The organism is Streptomyces sp. CHD11 (assembly GCF_018638295.1).
In the GTDB taxonomy this organism is placed as follows: domain Bacteria; phylum Actinomycetota; class Actinomycetes; order Streptomycetales; family Streptomycetaceae; genus Streptomyces.
The window spans coordinates 153766-172918 of sequence record NZ_JABTTS010000002.1 but is presented as its reverse complement, the minus strand read 5'-3'; the positions used below and the strand labels follow the sequence as shown (position 1 = coordinate 172918).

Annotated in this window: 15 protein-coding genes and 1 pseudogene; 6 read left to right on the top strand and 10 right to left on the bottom strand. The window is 71.8% G+C overall.

The features are described from left to right. Nucleotide 1 precedes the first annotated feature (1 nt). Complete coding sequence (locus HTV45_RS02480; protein ID WP_215203910.1) at nucleotides 2-1333, top strand: DUF2637 domain-containing protein; 1332 nt, start codon at nucleotides 2-4, stop codon at nucleotides 1331-1333. A 79-nt stretch (nucleotides 1334-1412) separates the two neighbouring features. On the opposite strand, the gene HTV45_RS02475 is transcribed toward HTV45_RS02480, so the two are convergent. From HTV45_RS02475 to lysS, 3 genes and pseudogenes are all read right to left on the bottom strand, one after another. After that, nucleotides 1413-3620, bottom strand: coding sequence for a trypsin-like serine protease (locus HTV45_RS02475; RefSeq protein WP_215204099.1), 2208 nt, complete (start codon nucleotides 3618-3620; stop codon nucleotides 1413-1415). 33 nt (nucleotides 3621-3653) lie between these two features. Then, nucleotides 3654-4211: a hypothetical protein gene (locus HTV45_RS02470; RefSeq protein WP_251691015.1), complete on the bottom strand. Its 558-nt coding sequence runs from the start codon at nucleotides 4209-4211 to the stop codon at nucleotides 3654-3656. An 880-nt stretch (nucleotides 4212-5091) separates the two neighbouring features. After that, nucleotides 5092-6831: pseudogene (lysS, locus tag HTV45_RS02465) on the bottom strand (lysine--tRNA ligase); the annotation flags it as partial. Between the two features lie 228 nt (nucleotides 6832-7059). On the opposite strand from lysS, the gene argS reads away from it, so the two are divergent. Beyond that, nucleotides 7060-8817, top strand: coding sequence for an arginine--tRNA ligase (gene argS / locus HTV45_RS02460; protein WP_215203909.1), 1758 nt, complete (start codon nucleotides 7060-7062; stop codon nucleotides 8815-8817). Nucleotides 8818-8908: 91 nt separating this feature from the next. Here argS and HTV45_RS02455 read toward each other — a convergent pair whose 3' ends face one another. Beyond that, nucleotides 8909-9361 carry a peptidoglycan-binding domain-containing protein gene (locus HTV45_RS02455; protein WP_215203908.1) on the bottom strand — a complete coding sequence of 151 codons (453 nt, stop codon included), beginning with the start codon at nucleotides 9359-9361 and terminating at the stop codon, nucleotides 8909-8911. Between the two features lie 316 nt (nucleotides 9362-9677). On the opposite strand from HTV45_RS02455, the gene HTV45_RS02450 reads away from it, so the two are divergent. Both HTV45_RS02450 and HTV45_RS02445 read left to right on the top strand, forming a co-directional pair. Beyond that, the gene (locus tag HTV45_RS02450) at nucleotides 9678-10484 is read left to right on the top strand and encodes a peptidoglycan-binding protein (protein WP_215203907.1); all 807 of its coding nucleotides are present in this window, start codon (nucleotides 9678-9680) and stop codon (nucleotides 10482-10484) included. Next, the gene (locus HTV45_RS02445) at nucleotides 10481-11365 is read left to right on the top strand and encodes a DUF2690 domain-containing protein (RefSeq protein ID WP_308309027.1); all 885 of its coding nucleotides are present in this window, start codon (nucleotides 10481-10483) and stop codon (nucleotides 11363-11365) included. Before HTV45_RS02450 ends, HTV45_RS02445 begins: the two co-directional genes overlap by 4 nt. A 26-nt stretch (nucleotides 11366-11391) precedes the next feature. Here the strand turns inward: HTV45_RS02445 and HTV45_RS02440 are convergent, their stop codons facing one another. Beyond that, nucleotides 11392-12294 (bottom strand): SAM-dependent methyltransferase, encoded by a 903-nt coding sequence (locus HTV45_RS02440; protein ID WP_215203906.1) that lies wholly within the window; start codon nucleotides 12292-12294, stop codon nucleotides 11392-11394. Nucleotides 12295-12566: 272 nt separating this feature from the next. Between HTV45_RS02440 and HTV45_RS02435 the strand changes: the two genes are divergently transcribed. After that, nucleotides 12567-13073: a hypothetical protein gene (locus tag HTV45_RS02435; RefSeq protein ID WP_215203905.1), complete on the top strand. Its 507-nt coding sequence runs from the start codon at nucleotides 12567-12569 to the stop codon at nucleotides 13071-13073. Between the two features lie 93 nt (nucleotides 13074-13166). Here the strand turns inward: HTV45_RS02435 and HTV45_RS02430 are convergent, their stop codons facing one another. Further along, nucleotides 13167-14582, bottom strand: coding sequence for a transcriptional regulator (locus HTV45_RS02430; protein ID WP_215204096.1), 1416 nt, complete (start codon nucleotides 14580-14582; stop codon nucleotides 13167-13169). A 224-nt stretch (nucleotides 14583-14806) separates the two neighbouring features. Here HTV45_RS02430 and HTV45_RS02425 point away from each other — a divergent pair, with 224 nt between their 5' ends. Continuing rightward, nucleotides 14807-15487, top strand: a complete 681-nt coding sequence (locus HTV45_RS02425) for a DUF4232 domain-containing protein (RefSeq protein WP_215203904.1) — start codon at nucleotides 14807-14809, stop codon at nucleotides 15485-15487. On the opposite strand, the gene hemB is transcribed toward HTV45_RS02425, so the two are convergent. The 4 genes from hemB to HTV45_RS02405 all read right to left on the bottom strand — a co-directional run bounded on the left by hemB (nucleotide 15481) and on the right by HTV45_RS02405 (nucleotide 19042). Next, nucleotides 15481-16482, bottom strand: a complete 1002-nt coding sequence (gene hemB / locus HTV45_RS02420; protein ID WP_215203903.1) for a porphobilinogen synthase — start codon at nucleotides 16480-16482, stop codon at nucleotides 15481-15483. The two genes, HTV45_RS02425 and hemB, sit on opposite strands and share 7 nt — an antisense overlap. A gap of 293 nt (nucleotides 16483-16775) precedes the next feature. Beyond that, nucleotides 16776-16958, bottom strand: coding sequence for a hypothetical protein (locus tag HTV45_RS02415; protein ID WP_215203902.1), 183 nt, complete (start codon nucleotides 16956-16958; stop codon nucleotides 16776-16778). Continuing rightward, on the bottom strand, nucleotides 16945-17463 hold the full coding sequence (locus HTV45_RS02410) for a hypothetical protein (RefSeq protein ID WP_215203901.1): 519 nt from the start codon (nucleotides 17461-17463) through the stop codon (nucleotides 16945-16947). The genes HTV45_RS02415 and HTV45_RS02410 overlap by 14 nt, the downstream gene beginning before the upstream one ends. A gap of 1 nt (nucleotide 17464) precedes the next feature. Then, nucleotides 17465-19042, bottom strand: a complete 1578-nt coding sequence (locus tag HTV45_RS02405) for a penicillin-binding transpeptidase domain-containing protein (RefSeq protein WP_308309025.1) — start codon at nucleotides 19040-19042, stop codon at nucleotides 17465-17467. Between the last annotated feature and the right edge of the window lie 111 nt (nucleotides 19043-19153).

Below are 19153 nucleotides of genomic sequence, written 5' to 3'. Positions count from 1 at the left end.
GGTGGCCGCGCCCATTCAGCTGACACGGACGCACCGGGTTCTCATCGGCGTGGTCGTCGCCGGAGCCGTGATCATCGCCGGCATCGGCTTCGCGGGTTCGTACGCGGCGGTCCGTGAACTGGCCCTGCAGAAGGGCTTCGGGAACTTCAGTTACGTCTTCCCGATCGGTATCGACGCCGGTATCTGCGTCCTGCTGGCGCTCGACCTGCTGTTGACCTGGATCCGCATCCCCTTCCCGCTGCTGCGGCAGACGGCGTGGCTGCTGACGGCCGCGACGATCGCGTTCAACGGCGCGGCGGCATGGCCGGATCCGCTCGGTGTGGGCATGCACAGCGTGATCCCCATCCTGTTCGTCGTCTCGGTGGAGGCGGCCCGGCACGCGGTCGGCCGGATCGCCGACATCACCGCCGACAAGCACATGGAGGGCGTCCGGCTCACCCGCTGGATCCTGTCGCCGCTCCCGACGTTCCTGCTGTGGCGCAGGATGAAGCTGTGGGAGCTGCGCTCCTACGAGCAGGTGATCAAGCTGGAGCAGGAGCGGCTGGTCTACCAGGCCCGTATGCGCTCCCGCTTCGGCCGGGCCTGGCGCCGCAAGGCCCCGGTCGAGTCCCTGATGCCGCTGCGCCTCGCCAAGTACGGCGTCCCCCTGGCGGAAACGGCCCCGGCGGGCCTGGCGGCAGCGGGCATAGAACCGGCCGTTCTCCCTCCGGCCCCCGCTCCCGAGGCGGCCATCGGCGGCGGCCGCGCCGCCGGGGCGGCCGAGGTGGGCGCGGCAGCTCCATACGAGCAGCGGCTGGAACTCGTGGGCAACCACCCCGGCGAGCCCTTCCGGGACACCGTCCGGGAGGCACCCGGTGCGACCGGCCGGGACGGCGTCCCGGACGACCAGAACCAGTGGCTGCACGCCCGGGACCCCCGCACGGTCGCGTACCAGGGCGGATACGACCCCACCTACGACCCCGACCAGGAGTACGCCCGCTGGTACGCGGAACAGCGGCAGGCCGAGCAGTACCAGGACCAGTACCAGGAGGAGCCGCCCCTCCAGGAGCCCTCTCCGGAGGAGACCGGCAGCTTCCCCATCCCGGTGGTCCCCGGCGGCCGCACCCGTGAGCTCGGCGAGGGCGGCGGCACCCCCGCCACCGAACCGGACGACGAGGCGTACTACCAGGTGTTCCGTCAGTCGATAGACGGCAGCTATCCGACCCCCCGTGTCCTCGGCGACAACATCGAGGCGACCTACGGCACGGTGCTGAGCCCGAGCGCCCTGAAGGCCCTGGCCGAACGCTTCCAGGCCCGCCACATGGCGGAGATGGAGGAGGACCACATCGCGTGAGACGCGAGCACGGCCGAGGGGGCGTCCGGTGACCTGACGGTCACCGGACACCCCCTGTCACCGGCAGGGCCGTGCGGAGCTACCGGGCGGCGTAGCCGAAGCGGACACCGCTCGCCGGCAGACCGCCCTGTCCGGGCCGGTAGGTGGTGGCCGGGGCGATGGTGCCGTTGGTCACGTTGGACATCGGCAGCGCGTGCAGCGCACCGCTGCCCGGCCCGTACGGCATGCCGACGTACAGGTGGGTGCCGGTGAAGTGCAGGCTGGAGCCGAGGCGCTGGTTGGCACCGGGCGTGCCGGGGACGCCGTCGCCGTCGCCCGTCTCGATCCACCGCTCGTTCGCGCCGGGCGCGCCGACCAGGGAGAAGGTGAGGATCGAGCCGGCCTTGGCGGTGGTGCCGATGGCCTCGTCGGGGGCGCCCACGGCCATCTTCAGGGTGGCCGCGGTACCGACCTCGCGGGGCGCGGTGTTGACGGTGGTGAGGGTCGCGCCGAAGCGGTCGCCGGCCTCCGAGGTGCCACTGACGTCGTCGGTGGAGGTACCGGGGTAGTAGCTGTTGATCTGGGTGTAGGTGCCCTCGGCGGTGACGCGGAAGGCGTAGGCCGAACCGGTGTCGGTCTTGTTCGCACCGCCGATGGTGAGGTCCTCGCCCGGTGAGCCGACGGTGAGGATCGACTCGGTGGCGGTCGCGGCGCCGGAGGGCCGGTACGCGACCAGGGACAGGGAGGCGGCGAACTGGTCGCCCGCCTCGGCGCCGCCGGAGACGGTGTCCAGGTCCTGGTCGAGGCCGAACAGCGGGGTGGGCCGGTTCTCGGAGTTCAGCCGGTGGGAGAAGACCGCCAGGTTCCCGGCGCCGGCGTCGGGACCGATCGCTTCCTCGGGCGCCCCGATGGCGATGTGGTTGACGTCGGCCGCGACGGTGGTGCCGAAGCGGTCACCCGCTTCCACGGCACCCGGCACGTCGAGCCTGTCCTGGTGGATCCCGACGTTGGTGGTGCCGTGCAGGTAGAACGCCTGGCCCGCTTGGGCGGAGCCGCCGAGGGACTCGCCCGGAGCACCGGCGAGCACGAAGGGCCTGCCCTCGGCGCTGGTGCCGGCGGCCAGCGCGTGGCCGAAGCGGTCACCGGCCTCGGAGGAGGACGCGGCCAGCGAGCCGTTGCCGGCGCCCTGCTCGTAGTGGGTGGCCTTGACGGCGCCCGTGCCCAGGCCGCCGGTTCCGCCGTGCAGGATGTCGACCATGCCGGCGTCGGCGGCCCCGCCGAGGTTCTCGCCGGGGGTGCCGACGACCAGGTCGGTGCAGCCGTCCTCGTCGAAGTCGACGGTGGCGAGGGCCTCACCGAAGTTGTCATCGGCCTCGGAGCCGCCGGGTACCCAGTCGAGGTCCTGGGTGATCTCGGCGGTGCCCTTGCCGCCGCCGTACACGACCCTGACCAGGCCCGCTCCGGCGTCGCCGCCGACGGTCGCCTCGGGGTCGGAGATCGCGACGTCCTCGACACCGTCGCAGTCGAAGTCGGTGACGCGGACCGCTCCGGCCTTGGAGTTCACCCAGGCGGCCAGGTCGTCGACGCGGGCGATGACACCGCCGGTGTCGGTCTGCTCCTCGTCGGTGCCGAAGCAGCCGCCCTGGTAGGAACGGCTGGCGAGGCCGACCAGCCGGTGCGTGCCGCCGGAGGTGCGGACCAGCGGGCCGCCGGTGTCGCCCTTGCAGGCGGCGACGCCGTCCACGCCGGTGACCGCGGCGGTGGTGGCCTCGGCCGAGTCCACCGAGAACGTGCCGGTGTGCAGGTTCAGGGGCGCCCACTCGGTGGCCGTGCGGCCGTACCCGGCGAGCTTCAGCTCCTCTCCGGCGACCGGTGCGGACGCGGCCAGGGAGACGGGCGCGACGTTGGTCACCGGGCGGTTCAGCCGGGCCAGGACCACGTCGCGGTCGGTCCGGGGCACCAGCTCCACGACCTCGCGGACGGCGCCACCGGTGCCGGTGAGGTCGGCGCGGCCGATGGTCGCCGAGGTCTTCGCCGCCGGCTTGCCCGGGGCCACCGCGAGGCTCTGCGCCGGGTCGTCGGCGAAGCAACTGGCCGCGGTGAGCAGCCACTCGGTGTCGACCAGGACGCCGGAGCAGCCACGGTCGTGATCGCCGACGATCAGCTGTGCGGCGTAGGCGTGCGTGGTGTCGGCGGCCGGGGACGCGGGTCCCGTCACGGCGGCCGCGGGTGTCGCGGACAGGGCGAGCGGTCCTGCCGCCAGGGCCGCACCGAGCGCGGTGAGGCGCAGGCGTCTACTGGGGTGCATATCGGTCATATCCTCGGTTCCTGCTGGTGACGGCTACTTGGCGCTGCGGATCTCGACGAGCATGTGCTCACGGCCCTGTTCGTCCGCGCTCTCACCGACGGGAGTCCAGGTGTTCTCGTCCAGGTCGTAGGACTTCTCTTCGGTGCCCACGGTCATGTCGACCTGGGTGTCGTAGTCGTTGCCCTTCATGGAGAACACCGAGGGGATCTCCAGGGTCAGCCAGCCGGAGTCACCCACGACCTTGAAGCACACCTTGTCCGACCGCTCCCGCGCCAGGACCTCGATGTAGCCCGTGCCACTGGCGCACTCCACCAGGGTGATGTGTCCGTCCCCCCGCTTGAGCACGATGTTCTGCTCGGCCAGGATGCGGTCCGCGCCGGGGTAGTCGAAGTCCTCGACCGCGTAGCCGGGCGCGTCGTCGGCGACCGTCGACGACGCGCTGTCGTGGGAGGGCGCGGCCGTGAGGGAGGCGCCGGACAGAGCCGCCCAGGCCAGGGCTCCGGCCGCCGTCGCCGTGGCGAGGGTGCGTACGAGGAATTTCCTCCTCTGCTTTCTTCCCGTGATTCCGGTAGGTCTGGCTGGGGACTTCATCGCGCTCCAAGCGTCTTCGGTTCCACCCCCCGGGCGGAACGATTCACAACGGTGCGAACGGCGTCCGGCGACGCGTCAGGGCACAATGAGCACGCTCTTGAGAATGCCCAGTCGGAAGTGGTTTCACATGCCCCCGGACGCACGACGGAACGACGGCTCGCGCCTGTTCCACGAGCCGTTCACCCCTCCATGCAATCCGCCCCTCCATGCCCTGTCCACACCGCCAACCAGCCGAAACTGGACGCGACTTCAGCGAGGTCTGTGACTCACGACACCTCACGGGGAGGTTGTGGCGCCACAAGTGGAGAAAGAGTGAAGATCCACTGACGCCTTCCCGCACCAGCCGAAGCACCCATTCACGGAGTTCGGATCCCCGTGAACCCGGAACTCGGTGCTCCAGTTCGGCGGCGGCCGGAAGAAGGACTTCTTCCGCTCCGTCAATACGGCTCTGCACGAGGCCAATTGACGGTCGGTGAGAAATGTGAAGGGGGCCAGGTCGCCGGGGCACGGCCGATTTCCGTCGAGTGCGGTACGGCTCCCTTGCCTGGACTTACCTGGAGGACGACGCAGCCATCGAGACAGCGTTCCGGCACGTTCGCGGGCGCCCTCGCGGGGCCACGCCGGAAGGCGCGGAGGCGCCCGTCACCAAGCGGGTCACGCGGCTCGGCAGCGACGTCGCCTCGTGCGTCCGACCGACCGAGCGAGCGGCGGACCGGAGCGGCGGACGGCTGTGGCCGCCGGCCGTGACGCAGGGTTGACCCACACACCGGCTCAGCGTCCCGCGCCGCACCGGGTCTTCCTGACCGTCTGCTGCCGAGCGTGCTGTTCGCCGGCTTCGCACCGACCCGTTGCCGCGTTGCCCCGCTGACCTACGGACCAGTTGACCGAGCAGGGCCCGCACCCGCTCCTGTCCCACCGCCAGCAGCAGCGTGGGCAGCCGCGGCCCCGTGTCCCGTCCCACCAGCAGGTGGTAGAGCAGCGCGAAGAACGACCGCTGGGCGCTCTTGATCTCCGGGGGCAGCTCCTTCGGGCCGGCGTCGGCGGAGAAGCCCGCCTGGACCTTGGGCACGCCGTAGACGAGGTGGGTGAGTCCGTCCAGCGACCAGTTGGCGGCGAGCCCGTCGAGCAGCAGCCGCAGCGACTGCTGTCCCTGCTCGTCCAGCGACTTCAGCAGCTCGGCGTCGGGCTCCGCGCGGACGATGGTGCGCTGGTCGGCGGGGACGTGGAGGTTGATCCACGCCTCGGCCCTGTCGTAGCGCGGCCGGGCCTCGTCCAGGGAGCCCAGCGGGTTCGACGGATCCAGGTCGCTCAGGATCCGCAGCGCCTGGTTCTCGTGCCCGGCGGTGATGTCGGCCACCGAGGCGAGCGTGCGGTACGGCAGCGGCCTGGGCGTCGTCGGCAGCCCACCGCTCGCGGTGCGCACCGCGCGGGAGTGTGCGGCGACGTCCGCGGGCAGCGCATCGCCGCCGGCGACCTTGGCGTCGAGACGGTCCCACTCGTCGTAGAGACGCTGGATCTCCTGGTCGAAGGCGATCTTGAAGGACTGGTTGGGCCGCCGGCGGGCGTACAGCCAGCGCAGCAGCTGCGGCTCCATGATCTTCAGCGCGTCGGCCGGGGTGGGTACCCCGCCCTTCGACGAGGACATCTTCGCCATGCCGCTGATGCCGACGAACGCGTACATCGGCCCGATGGGCTGCTCGCCGCCGAAGATCCCGACGATCTGCCCGCCGACCTGGAACGACGAGCCGGGGGACGAGTGGTCGACACCGCTGGGCTCGAAGATCACACCCTCGTAGGCCCACCGCATCGGCCAGTCGACCTTCCAGACCAGCTTGCCGCGGTTGAACTCGTTCAGCCGGACGGTCTCGGAGAAGCCGCACACGGTGCAGGCGTAGGTCAGCTCGGTGGAGTCGTCGTCGTAGGAGGTGACGGTGGTGAAGTCCTTCCCGCAGTTGCCGCAGTACGGCTTGTACGGGAAGTACCCGGCGGAGCCCGAGCTGCCGTCGTCCTCGGCGGCGGCGCCGGAGCCCTCGGCGGCCTCCAGCTCGGCCTCGTCGACGGGCTTCTGCTGCTGCTTCCTCGCCGGGGCCTTCTTGGTGCGGTACTGGTCGAGGATCGCGTCGATGTCGCCGCGGTGCCTCATGGCGTGCAGGATCTGCTCCCGGTAGACACCGGAGGTGTACTGCTCCGTCTGGCTGATCCCGTCGAACTCCACCCCCATCCCGGCCAGCGACTCGACCATCGCGGCCCTGAAGTGCTCGGCCCAGTTCGGGTGCGGCGAGCCCTCGGGGGCGGGGACCGAGGTCAGCGGCTTGCCGATGTGCTCGGCCCACGACTCGTCGACGCCGGGGACACCGGCCGGGACCTTGCGGTACCGGTCGTAGTCGTCCCAGGAGATCAGGTGCCGGACCCGGTGGCCGCGGCGGCGGATCTCGTCGGCGACGAGGTGCGGGGTCATGACCTCGCGGAGGTTGCCCAGGTGGATCGGGCCGGAGGGGGAGAGACCGGACGCGACGACCGCAGGTTTGCCCGGGGCACGGCGCTCCGACTCGGCGATGACCTCGTCCGCGAAACGGGAGACCCAGTCGGTGGTCTCTGTGCTCTGAGCCACGATCGGCACGTCCTCTTTCCTGAAGGGCTGGACCAGCCGGCACGGCCGCACGGCTGACCGTTCCATTCTCCCAGTAACGGCGGCCACGGCGAAAACGCCTTTCCACCAGCGCGCCCGGGGACGCGGGCCGTGCCGATGGCCGGCTCCGCCGCCCCGCGGCCGAAAAAACCGGTTCACCCCCCATGGGATACTGACCGTGTCTATCTGAACCCACGAGGAGAACAGGCACCCACTCCCATGGCCTCGGTCACACCGCTCACCGATCTCGTCAACCAGCAGCTCGAATCCGCCCTCTCCGCCACCCGGCCGGAAGCAACCGCGGACCCGCTGCTGCGACGCAGTGACCGGGCGGACTTCCAGGCCAACGGCATCCTGGCGCTGGCGAAGAAGTCGAAGGCGAACCCGCGCGAGCTGGCGGCCGAGGTCGTCTCCCACATCACCACCGGTGACGACCTGATCAAGGACATCGAGGTCTCCGGACCCGGCTTCCTCAACATCACCGTCGCGGACCGGGCGATCACCGGGAACCTCGCCGCGCGGCAGGCGGACGGCGAGCGCCTCGGCGTGCCGCTGAAGGAGAACCCGGGCGTCACGGTCGTCGACTACGCCCAGCCGAACGTGGCGAAGGAGATGCACGTCGGCCATCTGCGGTCGGCGGTCATCGGTGACGCGCTGCGCTCCATGCTCGACTTCACCGGCGAGGAGACGATCGGCCGGCACCACATCGGCGACTGGGGCACCCAGTTCGGCATGCTCATCCAGTACCTGTTCGAGCACCCCGGCGAGCTGGCCCCCGCGGCCGAGGTCGACGGCGAGCAGGCGATGAGCAACCTGAACCGGGTGTACAAGGCGTCGCGTGCGGTCTTCGACGCGGACGAGGAGTTCAAGGAGCGGGCCCGGGCACGGGTCGTCGCCCTCCAGTCCGGTGACAAGGAGACGCTCGACCTGTGGCAGCGCTTCGTGGACGAGTCGAAGGTCTACTTCAACTCCGTCTTCGAGAAGCTCGACATGGAGATCCGCGACGAGGAGATCGTCGGCGAGTCCGCGTACAACGAGGGCATGCCTCAGACCGCCCGGCTCCTGGAGGAGAAGGGCGTCGCGGTGCGCTCCGAGGGCGCGCTCGTGGTGTTCTTCGACGACATCCGCGGCAAGGACGACCAGCCGGTTCCGCTGATCGTGCAGAAGGCCGACGGTGGTTTCGGCTACGCGGCCTCCGACCTGACCGCGATCCGCAACCGGGTCCTCGACCTGCACGCGAACACGCTGCTCTACGTCGTCGACGTGCGCCAGTCACTGCACTTCAAGATGGTCTTCGAGACCGCCCGCCGGGCCGGCTGGCTCGGCGACGACGTCACCGCGCACAACATGGGCTACGGCACGGTGCTCGGAGCGGACGGCAAGCCCTTCAAGACGCGTGCGGGCGAGACCGTACGGCTCGAGGACCTGCTGGACGAGGCGGTGCAGCGGGCCGCCGAGGTCGTACGGGAGAAGGCGCGCGACCTCACCGAGGACGAGATCCGGGAGCGGGCCGCGCAGGTCGGCATCGGAGCGGTCAAGTACGCGGACCTGTCGACGTCGCCGAACCGCGACTACAAGTTCGACCTGGACCAGATGGTCTCGCTCAACGGTGACACGTCCGTCTACCTGCAGTACGCGTACGCCCGTATCCAGTCCATCCTGCGCAAGGCCGGTGAGGTCCGCCCCGCCGCCCACCCGGAGCTGGAACTGCACGAGGCGGAGCGCGCGCTGGGCCTGCACCTGGACGCCTTCGGTGACACCGTCTTCGAGGCGGCCGCGGAGTACGCCCCGCACAAGCTCGCGGCGTACCTGTACCAGCTGGCGTCGCTGTACACGACGTTCTACGACAAGTGCCCCGTGCTGAAGGCGGATTCGCCGGAGCACGTCGAGAACCGCCTGTTCCTCTGCGCCGTCACGGCCGCCACCCTGCACCGGGGCATGGCCCTGCTGGGCATCCGGACACCCGAGCGGCTCTGAGCGCCCTCCAGCCGGCACACGGCACACGGCCCGTCCTCTCCCCGGAGGGAGGACGGGCCGCGGTGTGGGTGGCAGGGTGGCCGGTCAGTGCTCAGGAAGGGTTTCCGTTGGCGAACCGCTTGAACGCGGCCTTGGTCCCGGATCCGGCGATGCCGTCGATGGCGCCGTTGTACCCCCAGAACTTCTTGAGCATGCGCTGCAGCGCCGCCACCGTGTTGGGTCCGCAGATCCCGTCGATGGCGTCCTTGTAGCCATGGTGCTCTTTCAGACCGCGCTGGAACGCCTTCCAGCTGTTGGTACCCAGCTGTCCGTCCCTGGCGCCCGTGTACCCGTGGTACTGCTTCAGCCAGTCCTGGACCTTCTTGGCCTCCGCGGTGCTCAGGCCGAGGTTGACCACCGCGAGCGGCGCGACGGCCTCGGCGCTCACCGCCTGCTGCTGGGTCTGGGCGGGAGCCGCCATGGCCGTGCCCGCGGTGGCCAGCCCTCCGGCGGCGATCCCGACGGCGGTGGTGACACTGACGAGTGCCCTCGTGAGCGTTCGCATCCTGTTCCCCTCCATTGACGTGCGACGAGCGGAACCGACCTCACCGGCCGGCTCCGCAACGAGACTGCGGGATCGGGGGAACGCCCGGCCACAGCGGAGACGAAGCTGGCGTCCTCACGGGACGTCCCACCCGCTGACCTGCCGGGACGAGGTCCGCCGGGACGGTGCGGCGGGACGTCCACGGCGCGCGCCGTGGCCTGTTTCGGCCCTTGGCCGGAACGGCCGCACTGTGCCCATCGTGGCGGCTGATGCAGAATGAGACCGGAACACGCGACCGGGACCGACGCTGCCGGACGTGAACGGGGGGACGGGGATCATGTCGCGCTGGAAAGAACTGCCCGCCGGACTCCACCCAGAGATACGCCAGTTGATCGTGCGGCTGCGCAGGCTGAAGGACCGCGGTGAGCTGAGCACGCGTCAGCTGGCCGTGAAGACCGGGTACAGCACGAGGTCGTGGGAACGCTATCTGAGCGGCACGTCCCTGCCGCCCCGGGATGCCGTCGAGGCGGTGGCCCGCGTCGGCGGTGACGATCCGGCCCGGCTGCTGGTGCTGCACGAGATCGCCGCCGAACGCTGGGCGGAGGGAGACGCGGCCGCCGCCGGCACCGCGCCCGGCACGCCGCCGGCACCGGAGCACGAGCCCGCGGTGCGGCAGCCGTACGGGCGTTCTCTGCGTGTCGCGGTCACGGCGGGAGCGGCGGCCCTGGTGCTGTCCGTCTCCGCGGTGCTCGCGCTGGCCGTGGAACTGGCCGAGGCCCGCGCCGCCGCCGACGCCGCCCGCGCCGGTACGGTCGCGGCGGCGACGGACACCACGGTCCCCGATCCGGCATCCCTGCTGCCGGCCCTCTACACCTGCCGGCCGGAACGGACCGGCGACCGCTGGTACGCGGGCCACAGCCGCACCCGGGAGACCGTCGTGGCGTACGGCGCCAGGGGGCCGGAGGTGATCGAGGCGCAGTGCCTGATGCGCCGGACGGGCGTCTCGCCGGGGAACGTCGACGGGATCTTCGGCCCGCTGACCCAGCGCGCGGTCAAACGCCTCCAGGACCGGGAAGGGCTGGTGGTGGACGGGATCATCGGCCCGGACACCTGGCAGGCGTTACGGGGGGCGGCCCCGAAGTGACCGCGGCCCGCACCCGGCTGACCGCCGCGCTGCGCGAGCTGAGGGCCCGTACGGGACTGAGTCTGGCGGCGCTGGCGGAGCGTACGGCGTACAGCAAGTCCTCCTGGGAGCGCTACCTCAACGGCAGGGCCATGCCCCCGCGGCAGGCGGTCCGGGACCTGTGCCGGATCGCCGGCGAACCGGACGGACGGCTGCTGGCGCTGTGGGAGATCGCCGAATCGGACTGGCGCGGACGCGCGGCGGTCCTCGCTCCCGCCTCCGTCCCCGTCTCCCCCGGCCCGGTGCCCGCCCCCGCCGAACCGCGGCAGAGCCCCGCCGTCGGGCGGTCACGCCGTCGGCGGGCCAGGCTCCTGGTGGCGCTGGTCTCGGTCTACACCGTGATCGCCGGCGGCGTGGCGCTGGTGACGCTCCTGCTGTCGCAGCGGGACTCCGGACCGGACGAACCGCTGTCGTCCTCCTCCCCGTACGTCCTCACGCCCCGCTGCCACGAGGCCGCCTGCGAGGGCCGGGACCCGATGCGCATGGTCTGCGGTGTGGCCCCCGACACCCTCGCCACGTATCGCACGGCCACCGGAGCCCACGTGGAGCTGCGCCACAGCCGGGAGTGCGGGGCGAGTTGGGCCCGGATGTGGGGAACCCGCATCGGCGACCGGGTGGACGTCGAGGCCGGCGGACCGGTCCGGGAGGTGCGCGCCGTGGACAGGATCGACACGGAGACCTACGTCTACACCGAGATGACCGCGGCCCGCCCCGGCAGCGTCGTCCGGTCCTGCTTCCTGCCCGCGTCGGCCGCCGGCGAACGGGAGTGCTTCGAGGCCCGCGTGGGTGAGGCCGCCGCCGAGGCTCCTCCGGGAGGGCCGGACCGCGGCCTCACCCGGTAGCGCCCCTGCCGCGGTGCTCCCCGCCGTCAGCCCTTCACGCCGACCGCCCCGTAGACGTTGATGTCGGCGTCCGTGACGTCGTTGATGTCGGCGTAGCGGACCCGCTCGATGGGGTCGAGGCTCTCCAGGTAGGAGGCCTCCGGCTGCTCGGGGACGGGCGCGGCGTGGTCGGGGTGCCAGCGGTGGACGGGCACCACGCCCGGGGCGACGACGTCCAGGCCGTGCTCGGTGAAAAAGCGTGCGACGTCCGCCCTCGAGCGCAGTACGAAGGTGAACCCGCGCTCGGTGTACGTGCGTTGCACCGCCCGGACGTTCTCGGGGTTGAGATCCTCGGTGAGGTGGCTGAGCACCACACGGCTGCCGGAGGGCAGCGCGTCGACGAGTTGACGCACGATCGGGTACGCCTCCCCGTCCTCGACGAAGTGCAGGACGGCGACCAGACACAGCGCGATCGGCCGGTCGAAGTCCAGCGTCTTCGCGGCCTGTTCGAGGATGGCCGCCGGGTCCTTCAGGTCCGCGTCGACGTAGTCCGTACGCCCCTCGGGGCCACTGGTGAGCAGGGCGCGCGCGTGTGCCAGCACCACCGGGTCGTTGTCGACGTAGACGACCCGGGACTCGGGGGCGACACCCTGGGCGATCTGGTGCACGTTCTCGGCGGTGGGCAGGCCGGTGCCGATGTCGAGGAACTGGCGGATGCCGTCCTCGGTCACCAGGGTGTTCACCGCGCGCCGGAGGAAGTCCCGGTTGTGCCGGACGTCGAGGTAGCCGCGCGGATTCGCGGCGAGCGCCGCGGCGGCGGCCGACAGGTCCGCGGGGTAGTGGTCCTTGCCGCCGAGGAACACGTCGTAGACCCGGGCCGGATGCGCCTTGCTGCTGTCGATCCGCCTGCGCAGCTCGGCGGGATCCTGGCTGAGCGCGTCACCGGACATGGGCGTCTCCCTGGGGGGTGGGGGGTGTCGTACGGGTAGTCGACAACCTAGCGGGCGCGGGCACTTGGTGCCGCCGGATTCCTGCCCGCCTCCGCACGTCCCGCCGCGTCCCGGACGTCCCGTCGCGTCCCGGTCCCCCGCAGGTCTTCGCAGGCCGGCGAGGGGCGCGTCCCGGGATATCCCTGGTGCGGTGATGACCTGCCAGAAGGACGGACCGGCTGATTACGCTGACCGGAAATCGCACCCTGTGAACCTACCGAGGGAATCAAAGGATGAGGATGCACCACCGGATCGTCGCGACCCTTGCCGCAGCGGCGTCCGCCGCGATCGCCACCACTGTCATGGCCGCCGCACCGGCAAGCGCCTACAGCCCCAATCCGAGAATCATCCAGCACGACTCCGCACAGACGGTGTACTGCCCCTGCCGGTTCAACGACGCCATCGACGGCACCTACTTCCAGAAGGACGACGGTGGAGTGGGCACCAAGGCCGTCTTCGGCAACGCGAGCGGCCACGCGCTGGCCAAGGTCGAGTTCCATCCCCTCGACGAGATCCTGTGGGTGTACGACGTCTCGAACGACGGTGACGGCCTCTACTACAAGGTGTCCTACGAAGGTGACGGCGGACGGTGGGGGCTGTACACGCCTCCGGGCACGTCCGATGCCTGGGATGTCAGGAAGGTGAATCTGGACATTCCGGAGGGCCGGCGCGTGACGATCACGGTGTACGACGACAAGGCGATGACCGACAAGGTCTACACGCTGAGCGCCAGGGCCTGAAGCCCCGCCGCGTCGGCGCACCCGGTGCCTCGATGCTGCCGCCGGAGCCGGGACCGCCCCGGCTCCGGCGGCAGGACGCCTTCCGGAGTCCCGCTACATCTGGCCGGACTGGGTCGTGCCCTCCGGCACCCACCCCTCGCCGCCCAGCGGGAACTCGTACGCCGGGCGCCCGTTGTTGCCGCTGGTGCGGAAGGGGCGTCCCTTGTCGTCCACGGTGAGCGTGCCGCCGCGGGAGCCGCTGGACCACTTCAGCTCCAGGTACCAGTCCACGTCGTACGCGGAGGCGTCGGCGGTGATGTAGTAGACCTCGGGGTCCGACTCACTCACCTTGAAGGGGAAGTCGCGGTTCCCGGCCTCCGGCGTCAGGGCCGGCCGCGCCGCGTCCAGGGCGACCGTGAAGGCACGCGTCGGCACGCCCCCGCCACAGCCGACGCCGGGATAGCCCATGGCGAAGTCGTTCCAGGCGAGCGGCGTCCGCTTGCCCGCGATCCGCACGGTGAGCGCCTCCACGACCACCGTCTCCGCGCTCGTCCCCTGCACGGTCAGCCGGACGTACTGCTTCCCTGACGAGACGGCGCCCGCGGCCCCGACCCACGCCGGTGCGTCCTGCTCCGTCGGCGGCGGTCCCATCTCGCCCGGGGGCCGGTCGATCAGGTAGCGCTGCGAACACGGGCTCTCCCAGGCATACGGCTCGGTCCGCACGGTGACGGGCACACCGCCGCGGTCCGCGGGCTCGGCGCTCGATGCGGCGGCGGAGCCGGCGGCGGGCGGGCCGCTCGCGTCCCCGCCCTTCGCGCCGCGGGAACCGGACGGGGAGGCGGACGGGGAGGCGGACGGGGTGGAGGTGGCTGAGCGCGACGGTGAGGAGGTGACCTCATTGCCGGCGCTCGCCGCCCCGGCCGGCCCCTTGCGGTCATCACCGCCCGTCCCGGTCCCGCTGCCCGGCAGGCCCACCGCGAGCGTGACACCCACGAGCACGGCGGCCACGGCGGTCCCGGCCAGGACGGCGGTACGGGTGCGGGGCCGGGGGGCGGGGCGTGGTTCGCCGGAGCCTTCCCCTTCCGGGGTGCCGAGCGCCACGAACCCGGCCTCCGCAGCGGGTCCCGCGTCCTTCTCCGGTGCTTCCTTCCCCGGTGCTTCCGGCACCGCGGGCTCAGACACCGCGGGCTCAGACACCGCGGGCTCAGGCACCGCGGGCTCAGGCACCGCCGGTCCGGGCGACGGCGCTTCCGCCACCGGAGTTCCGGGCGCCGCGGGCCCCGGCTTCCGCCCCCGTGCCGCGTCCGCCAGCACCCACCGCCGGTGCAGCTCGACCAGTTCCCCGGGGGCCGCCTTGCACAGCCGCGCCAGCCGCTCCACCGGGGCGTAGTCCGCCGGCACCGCGTCCCCGTTGCAGTACCGGTGCAGCGTCGACGTACTCATGTGGAGCCGCTTGGCGAGCGTCCCGTAGCTGAGCCCCGACCGCTCCTTCAACTGCCGCAGCAGCGCCGCGAACTCCGCCGCGGGCATGTCCTCCGACACCGTGCTTCCCTCCCCGTATCCCGTCCCACCGTTCCAGGGAATGGTCGTTTCCCCAGGTCACAGCGGTACGAACGTTCCAGCGTCCCGGACCTTCCGCTGGATGTGGCGGCCGGGACGGATCACCCCACAAGCTCTGGTCATCCAAGCACGCCGCTACCGCCGACCGGCCGGGCGGCCACGCCGAACTCGTCATCCACGACAAGGAATTCACCATGCGCGCCTCCCGCCTCCGTCTGCTCGCCGCCGCCGGGATCACCCTCGCCACCCTCGCCCTCACGGCCTGTGAGGACGGCACGGGCACCGTCGACGAGGGCGCGTCACAGCCCTCCGCCCCCGCGGCCCCGGACCAGCCCGCGAGTCCTTCGGCGGACGACACCACGTCGGACCAGCCCTCCCAGGCCGGCACGGACCCCGAGAAGGGCACGGGCACCGACGGGGCGAAGGACTCCGACAACGACCCCGAGAACCGCGTCGCCTGCAACGGCTCCAACACCGCCGTCACCGCCCGGCCGGTCCCCCGCCCCCTCAACCACATGCTGATCACGGTCAAGAACACCGGCTCGAAGCTCTGCGACCTCACCTACTACCCGGTGCTCCGCTTCGACGAGATGCAGTGGGCGCCGCAGCCGTTCGAGGAGTCGAAGCCGCAGGCAGTCGTGAGCCTGCAGCCGGGCGAGACGGCGTACGCGGGTGCGCTGCTGTCGGCCGCCGACGGCAGCGGCGACGGCGGCACCACCGGCCGCAAGCTCGCCGTCGGCTTCCACGGCCGCACGCCGAACAGCGACGGCGGCCCGTCCGCACTCCCGTCCCTGCCGGCCGAGGGCGTGTACTACGACAGCAGCCTGACCGTGACGTACTGGCAGCGGTCGATGCAGGACGCGCTCACCTACTGAGCGGCGCTCAGCTTCTGGGCCGCCTCGGTGGCCCAGTAGGTGAGGATGGTGCGCGCGCCGGCCCGCTTGATGCCGGTGAGCGTCTCGAGGATCGCCCGGTCGCGGTCGATCCAGCCCTTCTCGGCGGCGGCCTCGATCATCGAGTACTCACCGGAGATCTGGTACGCCGCCACCGGCACGTCCACCGAGTCGGCGACCCGCGCGAGGATGTCCAGATACGGGCCCGCCGGCTTCACCATCACCATGTCGGCGCCCTCCTCCAGGTCGAGCGCCAGCTCCCGCATCGACTCGCGGACGTTCGCCGGGTCCTGCTGGTACGTCTTGCGGTCACCTTGCAGCGAGGAGGCCACGGCCTCGCGGAACGGCCCGTAGAAGGCGGACGCGTACTTGGCGGTGTAGGCGAGGATCGCGACATCCTCCCGCCCGATCTGGTCGAGCGCGTCGCGGATGACGCCGATCTGCCCGTCCATCATTCCGCTGGGCCCGACCACGTGCGCGCCCGCGTCGGCCTGGACCTGCGCCATCTCGGCGTACCGCTCCAGCGTGGCGTCGTTGTCGACGCGCCCCCGCTCGTCGAGGACCCCGCAGTGCCCGTGATCCGTCGTCTCGTCGAGGCACAGGTCGGACATGACGAGCAGATCGTCCCCGACCTCGGCCCGCACATCACGCAGGGCCACCTGGAGGATCCCGTCCGGGTCGGTTCCCGGCGTCCCGAGGGCGTCCTTCTTCGCCTCCTCCGGCACCCCGAACAGCATGATCCCGGAGACCCCGGCCGCCACCGCCTCCGCGGCGGCCTTCCTCAGGCTGTCCCGCGTGTGCTGCACGACCCCCGGCATGGCCGCGATCGGCACCGGCTCGGCCGCTCCCTCGCGCACGAAGGCGGGGAGGATGAAGTCGGCGGGGTGCAGCCTGGTCTCGGCGACCATGCGCCGCATGGCGGGGCTGGTCCGCAGACGCCGCGGCCGCGTACCGGGGAAGGATCCGTACGTCGTCATACCACCTACGCTACGCCCGCCCCACCGGTGCCTTTACCGACGCACAGTCGGCCCGGACCCGGCCGTGCCCTGATCTCTCCGTCATGGTCCTTCACGTCGTTGCCGGTCCGCGGCGCGGGCCCGCCCTCGCGGTCGCCGCGGGCGGCGGACTCCGCCGGAGAATCCGGTCCGACGCACGACCTTCCAGGTCACCGGGCCTGTGGTGCCCGCCACCCCGGAGGACCCGGCCACCCCGCCAGGGCCCGACCCGGGTCGTCAACGGCCGGCGCCTGCCCGACCGGTCCCGCACCCCGTCACGGCGTGACCGGAGGGGCGCCGACGGTGGGCGACCGCGTCGTCGCCGGCTCGTCCTCCGGCTCCCCTCCCACCGAGTCGTCACCGCCCACCCTGCACGCCGCCGCGCACAGGAGCAGCAGCACCAGGACGGACGTACGCACGCCCCGCCGCACCCTGCGCGTCTCCTCAGTTCCGCTCATGCCCCGTCACCTGCGCTCCCGTGACGCGGACGACGCGGAGCTCCACCGGTGCGGACCGGGAGGCGCGCAGGACGATGTCGAACAGGTAGCCCACGCCGTCGGGGCGGAGCGTGACCGTGTCCCGGGGCGCCACCCTCTCTTCCGTCCCCTGCTCCCGGACTCCCTGGCGGGGCCCGCTGATGACGCTCACGAAGGCGTCGGAGGGACCACTGTTGCGCACCGTCACCGCGGTGGTGCGGGCACAGCCCGCCTGTCCGCCGCACGCATGCCGCAGATCGCCGAACCCCTGGGTACCGCAGGACAGTTCCATGTTCGGCGCCAGCTCGGAGCGGCACACCCGCCCCATGGTGACCACGTCCGCCCGACCGTCACCGGCGGGCACCTCCACGGTCTCTCCGCCCGCGTGCAGAGCGAGAAGCAACAGCACGGCACCGGCACCGGCACCGAGCGACACGTTCATCCGGCCCTGCCCGCCCTTCCGGGCGGCGACGAGGCGACGCGGCATGTCACTTCCCCGCCGCCAGGATGTCGCGCACGATGGGCCCGGCCGCGTCCCCGCCGTGCCCGCCGGCCTCCACCGTGGCCGCCGCGGCGGTGTCGTCGCGGAAGCCGGTGAACCAGCTGTCCGACGTCTGCGCCCCGTCGACCTCCGCCGATCCCGTCTTGGCCCCGACGTCCCCCGGCAGCCCGCGCAGCGCCTCGGCCGCCGTCCCCTCCGCCGCGGTGCGCCGCATCAGACCGCGCAACTGCTCGGTGACCCCGTCGGGAAGGGACCGGGGCGCCTCGGCGATCTCCCGGCCGTCCAGCTCCGGTGCCACGAGGACCGGCTGGCGGAACGTTCCGGTGGAGGCCGTGGCCGCGACCGACGCCATGGTCAGCGCGTTCATCTGCACCTTGCCCTGCCCGATCATCGACGCCGCCAGTTCCGGCCCCTCCGCCTCGGGCACACTGCCGTCGAACGTGGCCACACCGCTGCGCCACTCCAGCCCGATCCCGAACACCTCCTTCGCCTCGCCGGCGAGTCCGTCCGCGCCGACACGCTCCGCGAAGTTCACGAAGGTGGTGTTGCAGGAGCGGATGAAGGCGTCGGAGAAGGTGCCGCCGTCGATCTCGAACTTGTCCAGGTTCTGGAAGGTGGCTCCCCCGTAGCTCTCGGTGCTGGGGCACGGAGCCGGCCGGGAGGCGCCGACCAGGTCCTGCTCGAGCAGCGCCGCCGCGGTGACGATCTTCATCGTCGAGCCGGGAGCGCGGTTCCCGAGGAAGGCGGCGTTGAAGCCGTCCTCACGGTTGTTGGCGACGGCGAGGATGTCACCGCTGCCGGGCTCGACCGCCACGGCCGACGACTCCGGGTACTTCTTCACGGCCCGCTCGGCGGCACGCTGCGCCTTGGCGGACAGGGTGGTGCGCAGCTCGGCCTTCTTCCCCTCCGACACGACGTGCAGCGGCCCGCCCGCCCCGCCCTCCTGCTCGGTGATCCGCACCTCGACCCCGGGCTCACCGCCCAGACCCTCGCCGTACCGCTCCGCCAGCGTGGGCAGCACCGTCGCCAGGGACGGGAACTCCTCGACCGTCAGTTCCTGACCGTCCCGGTCGGTGGCCTCGATGGACGACGCGTCGTTCTCCACCAGGGCCAGCCTGCCGCCGTCGGCCAGCCGGGGATGGACGACGGCGGGCGACCAGTCGACACGGGGCTCACCCGACCCCTCGTCCCGTACGACCTTCAGCGAGGAGCCATACGTCCAGTCCGGGCCGGCCCCGCTCTCCGCGAACCGGACGGTGACGGAGAACGCCACCTCGTCCGCCTCCCGCCGCCGGGCCTGGAACGACACGTCCGGCCCGATGTCCTGCCGGAAACGGGTCAGCGCGTCGAAGGCCGGCCGCTCGTCATCGGTCAGCTCCGCGGCGTCGGCCACCTCGCCCTTCGCCCAGGCGTCCAGGAAGTCGTCCGCCGCCGAGCGGACCTCGTCCTGCGACAACGGCCCCGTCTTCTTCAGCAGCCCGGCAGCCTCCACCGTCGCGTACCCACCGACCCCGAGCAGCACGACCACTCCCGCCGCTATGCCGGCCTTCGATCCCCTGTTCACTCCGACCTCCAGGCGCACCATGCGCTTCGTTCACCAGCGTGACGCACTCACATGCGTCCGCTCCCACAACGGCACGCCACGGTGTTCGGTTCAGGTGATACGCCCCACACC